Source organism: Vibrio sp. V39_P1S14PM300 (assembly GCF_009904765.1).
Taxonomy (GTDB): Bacteria; Pseudomonadota; Gammaproteobacteria; order Enterobacterales; family Vibrionaceae; genus Vibrio; species Vibrio proteolyticus.
Genome location: NZ_WXWP01000003.1, coordinates 26,113 through 38,814, shown reverse-complemented (window position 1 = coordinate 38,814; position 12,702 = coordinate 26,113). Strand labels below are relative to the sequence as shown.

Annotated in this window: 18 protein-coding genes; all 18 read left to right on the top strand. The window is 50.5% G+C overall.

Annotation, left to right across the window (positions count from 1 at the left end; all coding sequences use genetic code 11):
* Positions 1-9 precede the first annotated feature (9 nt).
* A complete protein-coding gene (locus CAG65_RS00370; RefSeq protein WP_161451392.1) occupies positions 10-951 on the top strand; it encodes an isoaspartyl peptidase/L-asparaginase family protein in 942 nt (313 codons plus the stop codon).
* A gap of 137 nt (positions 952-1,088) precedes the next feature.
* Positions 1,089-2,405 carry an adenylosuccinate synthase gene (locus CAG65_RS00365; protein ID WP_161451390.1) on the top strand — a complete coding sequence of 439 codons (1,317 nt, stop codon included), beginning with the start codon at positions 1,089-1,091 and terminating at the stop codon, positions 2,403-2,405.
* A 232-nt stretch (positions 2,406-2,637) separates the two neighbouring features.
* Positions 2,638-3,279 carry a flagellar protein MotX gene (motX, locus tag CAG65_RS00360; protein WP_021704481.1) on the top strand — a complete coding sequence of 214 codons (642 nt, stop codon included), beginning with the start codon at positions 2,638-2,640 and terminating at the stop codon, positions 3,277-3,279.
* A 139-nt stretch (positions 3,280-3,418) separates the two neighbouring features.
* Positions 3,419-5,875 (top strand): ribonuclease R, encoded by a 2,457-nt coding sequence (rnr, locus tag CAG65_RS00355; protein WP_161451388.1) that lies wholly within the window; start codon positions 3,419-3,421, stop codon positions 5,873-5,875.
* A 15-nt stretch (positions 5,876-5,890) separates the two neighbouring features.
* The gene (gene rlmB / locus CAG65_RS00350; protein ID WP_021704479.1) at positions 5,891-6,631 is read left to right on the top strand and encodes a 23S rRNA (guanosine(2251)-2'-O)-methyltransferase RlmB; all 741 of its coding nucleotides are present in this window, start codon (positions 5,891-5,893) and stop codon (positions 6,629-6,631) included.
* A 416-nt stretch (positions 6,632-7,047) separates the two neighbouring features.
* Positions 7,048-7,359, top strand: coding sequence for a 30S ribosomal protein S10 (rpsJ, locus tag CAG65_RS00345; RefSeq protein ID WP_001181007.1), 312 nt, complete (start codon positions 7,048-7,050; stop codon positions 7,357-7,359).
* Between the two features lie 14 nt (positions 7,360-7,373).
* Positions 7,374-8,003, top strand: a complete 630-nt coding sequence (rplC, locus tag CAG65_RS00340; protein WP_021704478.1) for a 50S ribosomal protein L3 — start codon at positions 7,374-7,376, stop codon at positions 8,001-8,003.
* 16 nt (positions 8,004-8,019) lie between these two features.
* The gene (gene rplD / locus CAG65_RS00335; protein WP_021704477.1) at positions 8,020-8,622 is read left to right on the top strand and encodes a 50S ribosomal protein L4; all 603 of its coding nucleotides are present in this window, start codon (positions 8,020-8,022) and stop codon (positions 8,620-8,622) included.
* Entirely contained in the window at positions 8,619-8,921 is a 303-nt protein-coding gene (gene rplW / locus CAG65_RS00330) for a 50S ribosomal protein L23 (RefSeq protein ID WP_021704476.1), read from the top strand. The genes rplD and rplW overlap by 4 nt, the downstream gene beginning before the upstream one ends.
* A gap of 16 nt (positions 8,922-8,937) precedes the next feature.
* Complete coding sequence (gene rplB / locus CAG65_RS00325; RefSeq protein ID WP_021704475.1) at positions 8,938-9,762, top strand: 50S ribosomal protein L2; 825 nt, start codon at positions 8,938-8,940, stop codon at positions 9,760-9,762.
* A gap of 20 nt (positions 9,763-9,782) precedes the next feature.
* Entirely contained in the window at positions 9,783-10,061 is a 279-nt protein-coding gene (rpsS, locus tag CAG65_RS00320; protein ID WP_005435078.1) for a 30S ribosomal protein S19, read from the top strand.
* A gap of 10 nt (positions 10,062-10,071) precedes the next feature.
* Positions 10,072-10,404, top strand: coding sequence for a 50S ribosomal protein L22 (rplV, locus tag CAG65_RS00315; RefSeq protein ID WP_021704474.1), 333 nt, complete (start codon positions 10,072-10,074; stop codon positions 10,402-10,404).
* 19 nt (positions 10,405-10,423) lie between these two features.
* The gene (gene rpsC, locus CAG65_RS00310; RefSeq protein WP_021704473.1) at positions 10,424-11,122 is read left to right on the top strand and encodes a 30S ribosomal protein S3; all 699 of its coding nucleotides are present in this window, start codon (positions 10,424-10,426) and stop codon (positions 11,120-11,122) included.
* A gap of 11 nt (positions 11,123-11,133) precedes the next feature.
* Positions 11,134-11,544, top strand: coding sequence for a 50S ribosomal protein L16 (gene rplP, locus CAG65_RS00305; RefSeq protein WP_021704472.1), 411 nt, complete (start codon positions 11,134-11,136; stop codon positions 11,542-11,544).
* Entirely contained in the window at positions 11,544-11,735 is a 192-nt protein-coding gene (gene rpmC / locus CAG65_RS00300; RefSeq protein WP_004736737.1) for a 50S ribosomal protein L29, read from the top strand. Before rplP ends, rpmC begins: the two co-directional genes overlap by 1 nt.
* A complete protein-coding gene (rpsQ, locus tag CAG65_RS00295; protein ID WP_021704471.1) occupies positions 11,735-11,989 on the top strand; it encodes a 30S ribosomal protein S17 in 255 nt (84 codons plus the stop codon). Before rpmC ends, rpsQ begins: the two co-directional genes overlap by 1 nt.
* Before the next feature lie 160 nt (positions 11,990-12,149).
* Complete coding sequence (gene rplN / locus CAG65_RS00290) at positions 12,150-12,521, top strand: 50S ribosomal protein L14 (protein WP_021704470.1); 372 nt, start codon at positions 12,150-12,152, stop codon at positions 12,519-12,521.
* Between the two features lie 13 nt (positions 12,522-12,534).
* Positions 12,535-12,702: 50S ribosomal protein L24 (rplX, locus tag CAG65_RS22120; RefSeq protein ID WP_237668706.1), on the top strand; the 168-nt coding region annotated here is incomplete at its 3' end.

Sequence of the window (12,702 nt, the reverse complement as noted above, 5' to 3'; positions counted from 1 at the left end):
GGAATGAACATGAGTCAACCTTTTGCGATCGCCATTCATGGCGGTGCCGGAACCATACTGTCTCAGCAGATGAGTGAAACGTTGAAAGCGCAGATCCTGACGGATTTGGAGCGAGCTGTGCGGGCTGGTCATACGCTATTGGCTCAGGGGAGTGATGCGCTTGATGCGGTGGTGGCGGCGGTCCGGGTGTTGGAAGATTCGCCCCACTTTAATGCGGGAAAAGGCTCAGTTCTGACCCACAAAGAGATGGTAGAGATGGACGCATCGGTGATGCACGGTCGCCAGCGAGACGCCGGCGCTGTAGCTGGCGTGCGGCATATCCGTAATCCGATTGAGTTGGCGAAAGATGTGATGCAGCGGAGCGAACACGTGTTGCTGATCGGTGAGGGGGCGGAAGAGTTTGCGTTTGAGGTCGGCCACGCGTTTACCGAGCAGGATTATTTTTACACCGACCGGCGCTACGAACAGTTGCAATCGATGAAAGAGAAAGGTCTGTTTGCACTGTCGGAATCACGCTATCCCGACGATCGCAAGCACGGTACCGTGGGCGCGGTGGCCTTGGATCAGCACGGGAACCTTGCCGCAGCCACCAGTACCGGTGGCATTACCAATAAGCAATATGGCCGGGTTGGCGATTCGGCGCTGATTGGCGCGGGGACCTTTGCTGAAAACGGCAATGTCGCGGTATCCACCACGGGGATGGGTGAGTACTTTATTCGCCAGACCGTAGCGGGGGATGTGGCAGCGCGCATGCGTTACCTGAAGGAAGATCTCCATACCGCTTGCGAACACGTTATTCAGGGCGAGCTGAAGCAGATCGGTGGCGAAGGCGGGTTGATCGCTATTGACGCACAAGGAGAACTCCATTTTGCGATGAACAGTTCCGGCATGTACCGGGCTGGGATCGATCGCGATGGCCAGCTCAGCGTCAAAATCTATGCGCACGAGTAGCCAGGTGGCCACTGTCTAACTTAGTGCTATCCATCAATGAGTTATCTGGCGCTCTCCCCGGCGTGACCAAAAAATGACTGCATACGTACGGATTCAGTGCTAGAATCCATTTTTAACTAGCAATCAGACTTGGAAAGATGGGAAATAACGTAGTCGTTCTAGGCACCCAATGGGGTGACGAAGGTAAAGGTAAAATCGTAGACCTTTTAACTGAAGATGCAAAATACGTGGTTCGCTACCAAGGCGGTCACAACGCAGGTCACACTTTGGTCATTGACGGTGAAAAAACCGTTCTTCACTTAATTCCGTCAGGTATCCTTCGCGATAACGTCAAATGTATTATCGGTAACGGTGTCGTTCTGTCACCTGAAGCCCTTCTTAAAGAAATGAAGCCTCTTGAAGAGCGCGGCATCCCGGTCCGTGAGCGTCTTTTCATTTCTGAAGCTTGTCCTCTTATTCTGCCTTACCACATCGCGCTAGACCAAGCTCGCGAAATCGCTCGTGGTAAGAAAGCGATCGGCACGACTGGTCGTGGTATCGGTCCGGCCTACGAAGATAAAGTTGCCCGTCGCGGTCTGCGCGTTGGTGACTTGTTCGATATGGACGCGTTCGCAGAAAAACTCAAAGAAGTGATGGAATTCCATAACTTCCAGCTGGTGAACTTCTACAAAGCCGAAGCGGTGAGCTACGAAGATGTGCTGGAGCAGGCGAAAGGCTTTGCTGAGTTGTTGACCTCTATGGTGATTGACGTGACTGACGAGCTGGATGCAGCACGTAAACGCGGCGACAAGATCATGTTTGAAGGGGCTCAGGGTACGCTGCTGGATATCGACCACGGTACTTACCCATATGTGACCTCGTCGAACACCACTGCGGGTGGGGTTGCGGCTGGCTCAGGTTTTGGTCCTCGTCACATCGGTTATATCCTGGGTATCGCGAAAGCGTACTGTACTCGCGTAGGTGCGGGGCCATTCCCGACTGAACTGTACGATGGCCAGGATAAGCAAGATCCTATCGGTAAACACCTGGGTACTGTGGGTCACGAATTCGGGGCCACCACGGGGCGTCTGCGTCGTACGGGTTGGTTCGATGCTGTAGCGATGCGCCGTGCAATCCAAATCAACTCAGTGACGGGTTTCTGTCTGACCAAACTGGACGTTCTGGATGGTCTGGAAGAGCTGAAGATCTGTACCGGTTACAAGATGAAAGACGGTTCGGTGATGGAAGTGTCGCCAATGGCGGCGGAAGCTTTCGAGAAGGCGACGCCAATCTACGAAACCATGCCGGGTTGGTCTGAAAACACCTTTGGTGCTAAGTCTCTGGACGCGCTACCACAAGCTGCGCTGAACTACATCAAACGTATCGAAGAGCTGACGGGTGTGCCTGTTGACATTATTTCAACCGGCCCGGATCGCAACGAAACCATCATTAAGGTTCACCCATTCGAATCTTAATCGGCTTGCGCCACAGCTTCACAAAACCGGCCCTTCGGCCGGTTTTTTTCTGCCCGTCGACTGCTCATCTTTTATACTGATATGGCAAGCTTTTGCCTGTCGTGGCAAATTTTGTCTAAAGTCTGCCGGCGGCTTGCCGATAGGATTAACAAGTCCTCGCCGAATGGGTGAGAAAACTGAGTTTGCTGGTGTGGCCGTGAGCGGTGCATCAACGTGTGGATAGAGTGCGAGTATGAAGCTGCGACAAGTGGCTGCATCACTGGTGCTGGTATTGACCACTTCGCTGGCCAAAGCGGCCCCGAGTGTAGCGGATGTGGGCGAACCGGTGCCGATTTACAGTGAAGCAGAGCTGATAAAATTGGTTGAGCAGAATCAACATCTGGAGCGGATCAAAGCCGACAACTGCCAGCTGGTGGAAGACATTGTCGCGCGTGCTACCCGGATTAATCTGCCGTCCTACGAATTCCTGTATGGTGACATGCTGGCGTGGGGCGTGTGCGTCGATCAGGATGTTGAACTTGGCCTCTATTACATGGAAAGTGCCGCGCATCAAGGGTTGCCAGCGGCACTGGAGCAACTGGGCCGTTACTACTCGCGCGGTACACTGGTGCAGCAGGATAAAGAGCGCGCGATTCCATATTTGCGTGAAGCGGCCGCGATGGGTAATCTCAACGCCCGCATTCTGCTGGCCGAACTGCTGCTGCGGGATTACGGCAGCCCACTCGATTATGAAGACGCTTATCGCTGGCTGTACAACTCAGTGTCAGCGGACAAGCGTACCCACCGTCGCATCGCTATGCTGCGTCAGGGGCTGGAACTGCGTATGCCGGACAACATCATTGCCCGGGCGAAACGCCGCGAAACCTTCTGGTAACGCACTCTGGCCTGCCACTGATAAAACGTCCGTGTTTTGATACGGGCGTTTTTTTATTCTTTTTATATGCTTAACTGTAGGTTAACGAGCGAGTCAGATATACTAGCTCATATCCTTCCTTGCTTAATTAGGCGTGCCGATGTCAGACAATACCCATAACGATCCTTTTGCTGAGCGTGAATCGCAAAACTACGATAACCCGATCCCCAGCCGGGAGTTCATTCTCGACTTCCTCAAAAGCGCCGGTGTGCCGATGAACCGCAACGATCTGTTCGAGGCGCTGCATTTGAGCGGTGAAGAGCAGTATGAAGGGTTGCGTCGCCGTTTGCGTGCAATGGAACGTGATGGGCAGTTGGTGTTTACCCGCCGCCAGTGTTACGCCTTGCCGGAAAAACTCGAAATGATCAAAGGGTATGTGATCGGTCATAAAGACGGTCACGGCTGGGTGCGTCCGGAAGGCAGCCTGAATAAAGACGATGACATCCTGTTGCCGCATCATCAGATGCGTACGCTGATCCACGGTGATTACGTGCTGGTGCAGCCGACAGACAGCAGTAAGCGAGGCCGCAGGGAAGGGCGTCTGGTGCGTGTCTTGGAAGAACGCACCACGCAAATTGTCGGACGCTTTTTCCTCGAATATGGCTACTCGTACGTGGTGCCGGATGATTCGCGCATCAGCCAGGACATTCTGATCCCGAATGAACACAAAGCCGGCGCACGCATGGGGAATGTCGTCGTGGTTGAAATCACCGATCGCGGGGCGCGCAGTCGTGGTATGACAGGCAAAGTGGTGGAAGTGCTGGGCGAGAACATGGCGCCGGGAATGGAAACGCAAATTGCCATTCGCACCCACCAGATCCCGCACGAGTGGCCACAAGAGGTCGAAAAGCAGATCGCCGGCCTGGGCGAAGAGGTGCCGGAAGAGGCGAAAGCCGGTCGGGTTGATCTGCGAGAATTGCCACTGGTCACCATCGACGGCGAAGACGCACGAGATTTCGATGACGCGGTCTATTGTGAAGCAAAAAAAAGCGGAGGCTGGCGTTTGTGGGTGGCGATTGCGGATGTGAGTTACTACGTCCGTCCGGATTCGGCTCTGGATAAAGAAGCCATCAATCGCGGCAATTCGGTGTATTTCCCGTCACAGGTGGTGCCAATGCTGCCGGAAGTGCTGTCTAACGGACTGTGCTCGCTTAACCCACAAGTTGATCGCCTATGTATGGTGTGTGAAATGACCATTTCAGACAGTGGTAAGCTGTCGGGTTATCGTCATTACGAAGCCGTGATGAATTCGCACGCACGCCTGACCTACACCAAAGTCGGTGCGATTTTGGATGGCGATGAAGAGCTGCGGGAGCGTTATCAGCCTCTGGTGCCGCACTTAGAAGAGTTGCACAAAATGTATAAGGTGCTTAAACACGCCCGCGATCAGCGCGGGGCGATTGAGTTTGAGACCGTCGAAACCAAATTTATCTTCAATGCGGAGCGCAAGATTGACCGGATTGAACCTGTGATTCGCAATGATGCGCACAAGATCATTGAAGAGTGCATGATCATGGCTAACATCGCATCGGCGTCGCTGGTGGAAAAAGCCAAAGAGCCGGCGCTGTACCGGATTCACGAAACGCCAGGGGAAGAGCGTTTACAGGGCTTCCGGGATTTTCTCGGCGAGTTGGGGCTGAATCTGGCGGGCGGGCTTGAACCGTCACCGACCGATTACGCCAACCTGGTCAAACAGATCGGTGAACGTCAGGACAAAGAGCTGATCCAGACCATGCTGCTGCGATCGATGAAGCAAGCGGTCTACAACGCCGACAATGCTGGTCACTTTGGTTTGGCGCTGAAGCGCTATGCCCACTTCACTTCACCGATCCGTCGCTATCCGGACTTGTTACTGCATCGCGCGATCAAATATTTGATTGCCAAACACGAAGGCCGCAATCAGGATCGCTGGACGCCAACTGGCGGTTTCCATTACTCGTTTGACGATATGGATTTCTACGGTGAGCAGTGTTCGATGACCGAGCGCCGTGCCGATGACGCGACCCGCGAAGTCTCAGACTGGCTGAAATGTGAATACATGCAAGACCATGTCGGTGAAGAGCTGGATGGGGTGATTGCCAATGTGACCGGTTTTGGCTTCTTTGTCCGTCTGACCGAGCTGCACATTGATGGACTGGTGCACATATCCACTCTGGCCAACGATTACTACCAGTTTGATCCGATTGGCCAGCGTCTGATTGGTGAAAGTTTTGGTGCCATCTATCGCCTTGGTGATGCGGTCAAAGTGAAAGTATTGTCGGTCAATCTGAATGATCGCCAAATTGACTTTGAATTAGTCGAAACAAGTCGTAAGCTACGCGGCAAAGGCAAAACCGCCAAAAAACGAGTGGCGGAAGCGCAGAAAAAAGCCAAGAGCAAAAAGCGCGCATCGGTCAAAGCCCATGCGCCAGGGCAGAAAGCCAAGCCCCTGGTAGAGCCGACCGTTCGTCCGGACGGTGAGCGTATCGAGAGTGATAAGCCGAAAAAGGCCAAAAAGGACAAAGCGCGCCATAAAAAGTCGCGGAGCAAGGGCAAAAAAGCCCAGGCGAAAAAGTAACAATTAGGTTAACTGATGAGTAATGAATTTATTTACGGTATCCATGCGGTCAAAGCCGTACTGGAACGTGAGCCGGAACGTTTCATTGAAGCGTTCGTACTGAAAGGGCGTCAGGACGACCGTCTGCTGCCCATTCTGAATCAACTGCAACACATCGGTGTGTCGATTCAGATCATGGGACGCAAAGCGCTGGATGATAAAGCGCATGGTGCCAATCATCAGGGCGTGATCGCCCGGGTGAAACCGGCCAAGCAGCTGAACGAACACGATCTGGAAACCATCGTGGCGCAACACGACGCGCCTTTGTTGTTGGTTCTTGATGGCGTGACTGATCCGCACAACCTCGGCGCTTGTCTGCGTAACGCAGATGCAGCCGGAGTGGCCGCAGTGATCGTGCCGAAAGACAAATCGGCGGCGATGAATGCCACGGTCAGCAAAGTGGCGTGCGGCGCAGCCGAAACCGTGCCTCTCGTGCGGGTCACCAACCTGGCGCGCACCATGCGTGCATTGCAGGAGCAGGGCGTGTGGTTTGTCGGCACGGCGGGCGAAGCCACTCACGACATTTACCAGGCTAAGTTGACGGGTCCTCTGGCGATTGTGATGGGCGCGGAAGGGGATGGCATGCGTCGTTTGACCCGCGAAACCTGTGATGACCTGATCAAAATCCCGATGGCAGGCAGTGTCTCAAGCCTTAACGTGTCAGTGGCATCCGGCATCTGTTTGTTTGAAGCGGTGCGTCAACGCCTCAGCATATGATGAGCGAGTGATAGCCCCCAAAGCGCAGCGGTAAACACCGCTGCGTTTTTGTTTCTGCGGCTTTGCTGTAGACCGCATTCGGGGGGCAATTTATGCGTTTATTTTTCCAGCAGCGCTTGCATGTCAAACTGTGATCTGTATAATGCAGCGCACTGGTTAAGCCAGTTGTGAACCAATGAGCAGCGAGGAGCTGACTGATCACTATGATTTGTCAGGTAATGTATACTCAGCTTATGTTCGCGGTTAATACAATTAGCTCCTCTACTTCGGTAGACACAGTTAATCGAAAATTAACTGACAATGCTTCCTAATTTTGGAGGCTACGGTTTCACATAAATCAATCGGCATTCTCTCGTCTTGACGAGTTTGAGTGGCGATATTGTTTGTGTAATTTATAACTATTGGAGCTCTGTCTCATGCAGAACCAACGTATTCGTATCCGCCTGAAAGCTTTCGATTACAAACTGATCGACGCTTCTACTGCGGAAATCGTTGAAACAGCTAAGCGCACCGGCGCACAGGTTCGTGGTCCAATCCCACTGCCTACTCGTAAAGAGCGTTTCACAGTTCTTATCTCTCCACACGTTAACAAAGATGCTCGTGATCAGTACGAAATCCGTACTCACAAACGTCTAATCGACATCGTTGAGCCAACAGACAAAACTGTTGATGCTCTGATGCGTCTAGACCTTGCTGCGGGCGTTGACGTACAAATTAGCCTAGGTTAAGGGAGATTAGAAGAATGATTGGTCTAATCGGTCGTAAAGTGGGCATGACCCGCGTATTTACTGAAGAAGGCGTTTCTATCCCAGTAACAGTTGTTGAAGTTGAAGCGAACCGCGTTACTCAAGTTAAATCTCTTGAGTCTGACGGCTACGCAGCAATTCAGGTTACTGCTGGCGCTAAGAAAGCTAACCGTGTTACTAAACCAGAAGCTGGTCACTTTGCAAAAGCAGGTGTTGAAGCTGGTCGCGGTCTTTGGGAATTCCGTTTGGAAAACGGTGAAGAGTTTGAAGTTGGTGCTGAACTGACTGTTGAACTGTTCAACGAAACTAAGAAAGTAGACGTTACTGGTACATCTAAGGGTAAAGGTTTCCAAGGCGCTGTTAAGCGTTGGAACTTCCGCACTCAAGATATGACTCACGGTAACTCATTGTCTCACCGTGCTCCTGGTTCTATCGGTCAATGTCAGACTCCAGGTCGCGTATTTAAAGGCAAGAAAATGGCAGGTCACATGGGTGCTGAGCGTGTAACGACTCAAAACCTGGAGATCGTACGTGTTGACGCTGAGCGCAACCTGCTTCTTATCAAAGGTGCAGTCCCTGGCTCAACTGGCGGTAACGTGATCGTCAAACCAGCTGTTAAAGCATAACGTCTAGGAGTAAGTAATGGAATTGATGGTTAAAGGTGCTGATGCACTAACTGTTTCCGAAACTACTTTCGGACGTGAGTTCAACGAAGCTCTTGTACACCAAGTAGTTGTTGCGTACGCATCAGGTGCTCGTCAAGGTACTCGTGCTCAAAAAACACGTTCAGAAGTTTCTGGCGGTGGCGCTAAGCCATGGCGTCAAAAAGGTACTGGCCGTGCACGTGCTGGTACAATCCGTAGCCCAATCTGGCGTACAGGTGGTGTTACTTTTGCTGCGAAACCACAAGATCACAGCGTTAAAGTAAACAAGAAAATGTACCGTGGTGCTATGAAGAGCATTCTTTCTGAGCTGGTTCGTCAAGAGCGTCTGATCGTTGTTGATAACTTCTCAGTTGAAGCGCCAAAAACTAAAGAGCTGGTAGCTAAGCTGAAAGAGCTTGAGCTAACGGACGCTCTAATCGTGACTAGCGAAGTAGATGAGAATCTATTCCTAGCTGCTCGTAACCTATACAAAGTTGACGCACGTGACGTTGCTGGTATCGACCCAGTTTCACTGATCGCGTTCGACAAAGTTGTAATGACTGCTGAAGCAGTTAAGCAAGTTGAGGAGATGCTAGCATGATTTCTGAAGAGCGTATCCTAAAAGTTCTACGTGCACCGCACATCTCTGAAAAAGCAACTATGGCTGCTGAGAAAGCGAACACTATCGTTTTCAAAGTAGCAAAAGATGCAACTAAAAAAGAGATCAAAGCAGCTGTAGAAAAGCTATTTGAAGTTGAAGTTAAGTCTGTAAATACTCTTATCACTAAGGGTAAGACCAAACGTCAAGGTCTACGCCAAGGTCGTCGTTCAGACGTGAAAAAAGCGTACGTTACTTTGAAAGAAGGTCAAGATCTTGACTTCGTTGGCGGCGCGGAATAACAGGAGTAGTTGAGAAATGGCTATTGTTAAATGTAAGCCGACTTCGGCTGGTCGTCGTCACGTTGTTAAAGTTGTTAACGCTGACCTGCACAAAGGTAAGCCTTACGCACCTCTTCTAGAGAAAAACTCTAAGAACGGCGGTCGTAACAACAACGGTCGTATCACAGTACGTCACATCGGCGGTGGTCACAAACACCACTACCGTGTAATTGACTTTAAACGTACTAAAGACGGTATCCCAGCGAAAGTTGAGCGTCTAGAATACGATCCAAACCGTAGCGCAAACATTGCTCTGGTTCTTTACAAAGACGGTGAGCGTCGTTACATCATTGCACCTAAAGGCATCCAAGCTGGTGATATGATCCAGTCTGGTGTTGATGCGCCTATCAAAGCAGGTAACACTCTGCCAATGCGCAACATCCCAGTAGGTTCAACTGTACACTGTGTTGAACTGAAGCCTGGTAAAGGTGCACAGCTAGCTCGTTCGGCTGGTGCTTACGCTCAAATCGTTGCTCGCGACGGTGCGTACGTAACTATCCGTCTACGTTCTGGCGAAATGCGCAAAGTTCTTGCTGAAGGCCGTGCAACAATCGGTGAAGTAGGTAACTCTGAGCACATGCTACGTGAACTGGGTAAAGCGGGTGCAAACCGCTGGCGCGGTGTTCGTCCAACCGTTCGCGGTGTGGTAATGAACCCGGTTGACCACCCACACGGTGGTGGTGAAGGCCGTACTTCTGGTGGTCGTCACCCAGTATCTCCTTGGGGTATGCCAACTAAAGGCTTCAAGACCCGTAAGAACAAACGCACTGACAAGTACATCGTACGTCGTCGTAACAAGTAATCTATATAAGAGGATAAGCCATGCCACGTTCTCTCAAGAAAGGTCCATTTATTGACCTACACTTGCTGAAGAAGGTAGAGAAAGCGGTGGAAAGCGGAGACAAAAAGCCTATTAAGACTTGGTCCCGTCGCTCAATGATCATTCCAACAATGATCGGTTTGACCATCGCTGTCCATAATGGTCGTCAGCACGTTCCAGTATTCGTAACTGAAGAAATGATCGGTCACAAACTGGGCGAATTCGCACCAACTCGTACTTACCGCGGTCACGCTGCGGATAAGAAAGCTAAGAAGCGTTAAGGAGTAGATGATGGAAGCAGTAGCTAAACATAACTTTGCTCGCATTTCGCCTCAGAAAGCTCGCTTAGTTGCAGATCAAATTCGTGGTAAATCAGTTGACCAAGCTCTGGAAATTCTGACGTTCAGCAACAAAAAAGCTGCTGAACTGATCAAGAAAGTTCTTGAGTCAGCTATCGCGAACGCGGAGCACAACGAAGGTGCAGATATCGACGATCTATCAGTCGCTAAAATCTTCGTAGATGAAGGCCCAACCATGAAGCGTATTATGCCTCGTGCAAAAGGTCGTGCGGATCGTATCTTGAAGCGTTCAAGCCACATCACTGTAGTTGTTGCAGATCGCTAAGAGACTAGGAGAGTAAGCAATGGGTCAAAAAGTACATCCAAATGGTATTCGTCTAGGCATCGTTAAGCCTTGGAATGCTACATGGTTTGCTAACACCAAAGATTTCGCTGACAACCTAGACGGCGACTTCAAGGTACGTCAGTTCCTAACTAAGGAACTACAAAAAGCGTCTCTGTCACGCATCGTTATCGAACGTCCTGCTAAGAGCATCCGTGTGACTATTCACACTGCTCGTCCAGGCGTTGTTATCGGTAAGAAAGGCGAAGACGTTGAGAAACTACGCGCAGCTGTAGCAAAAATCGCAGGTGTACCAGCGCAAATTAACATCGCTGAAGTACGTAAACCTGAGCTAGATGCACAGCTTGTTGGCGACAGCATCGCGTCTCAGCTAGAGCGTCGTGTTATGTTCCGTCGTGCGATGAAGCGCGCGGTACAAAACGCTATGCGTCTAGGTGCTAAAGGCATCAAAGTGGAAGTAAGCGGTCGTCTAGGCGGCGCTGAAATCGCACGTTCTGAGTGGTACCGTGAAGGCCGTGTGCCTCTACACACTCTACGTGCTGACATTGATTACGCAACTTCTTCGGCTCACACTCAATACGGTGTGATCGGCATTAAAGTTTGGATCTTCAAAGGTGAGATCCTAGGCGGTATGCCAGCAGCTAACGCTGTAGAGCCTAAAGGCGATAAGCCTAAGAAGCAGCGCAAAGGCCGTAAGTAAGGAGTCGACAGATGCTACAACCTAAACGCACTAAGTTCCGTAAGGTTCATACTGGTCGTAACCGTGGTCTGGCTAAAGGTACTGACGTAAGCTTTGGTACATTCGGCTTGAAAGCGGTAGGCCGTGGTCGTCTAACTGCTCGTCAAATCGAAGCAGCACGTCGTGCAATGACGCGTCACGTTAAGCGTCAAGGTAAAATCTGGATTCGTGTATTCCCAGACAAACCAATCACAGAAAAACCACTAGAAGTTCGTCAAGGTAAGGGTAAAGGTAACGTTGAGTACTGGGTAGCCCAAATCCAACCTGGTAAGGTTATGTACGAAATGGACGGTGTACCTGAAGAATTGGCACGTGAAGCGTTCCGCCTAGCGGCACGTAAACTGCCTTTCAAGACTACATTTGTAACTAAGCAGGTGATGTGATGAAAGCACAAGATCTACGCGAAAAGAACGTTGAAGAGCTTAACGCTGAGCTATTGAATTTGCTACGTGAACAGTTCAACCTGCGCATGCAGGCTGCGACTGGTCAACTGCAGCAGACTCATACTCTGAAAGCTGTACGCCGTGATATCGCACGTGTGAAAACTGTTTTGACTGAGAAGGCAGGCGCATAATGAGCGACAAAATTCGTACTCAACAAGGTCGTGTAGTTAGCGACAAGATGGACAAGTCTATCGTTGTTGCTATCGAGCGTTTCGTAAAGCACCCAATCTACGGTAAATACGTAAAGCGCACGACTAAAGTTCACGCACACGATGAAAGCAACGAGTGTGGCCTAGGCGACACTGTTGAAATTCGTGAGTGTCGTCCACTGTCTAAGACTAAGTCTTGGACTCTGGTACGCGTAGTAGAAAAGGCGAAGATTTAATCTCTTTTCTTCTATGAACTTAAGCGGCTCCAAAGAATTTTTGGGGCCGTTTATTTTTTGACTACCCAATCATAAAAAAGGGTGGTACAATTCGCGTCCCTTTTAAAGAGGCAGCCCGACCCGAGATGGGTCTAGTTTTAATATTTAGCGGAGCACTAACATGATCCAAATGCAAAGTATGCTGGATGCTGCTGATAACTCAGGCGCTCGCAGCGTAATGTGTATTAAGGTTCTGGGTGGCTCTCACCGTCGTTATGCACACATCGGTGACATCATCAAAGTTACTGTTAAGGAAGCAATTCCACGCGGTAAAGTTAAAAAAGGTGATGTACTGAAGGCGGTGGTAGTTCGCACCCGTAAAGGCGTACGTCGTCCAGACGGTTCTGTCATTCGCTTCGACCGTAATGCTTGTGTATTGTTGAACAACACTACTGAGCAACCAGTCGGTACACGTATCTTTGGTCCAGTGACTCGTGAACTTCGTAATGCGAAATTCATGAAGATTGTCTCACTGGCTCCAGAAGTTCTGTAAGGAGCACGCAAAGATGGCAGCTAAAATCCGTCGTAACGACGAAGTGATCGTTCTTGCCGGTAAAGATAAAGGCAAGAAAGGTAAAGTAACTAAGGTTCTAGCAACTGGTAAAGTTATCGTTGAAGGTATCAACCTTGTTAAGAAACACCAGAAACCTGTTCCTGCTCTAGGTATCCAAGGC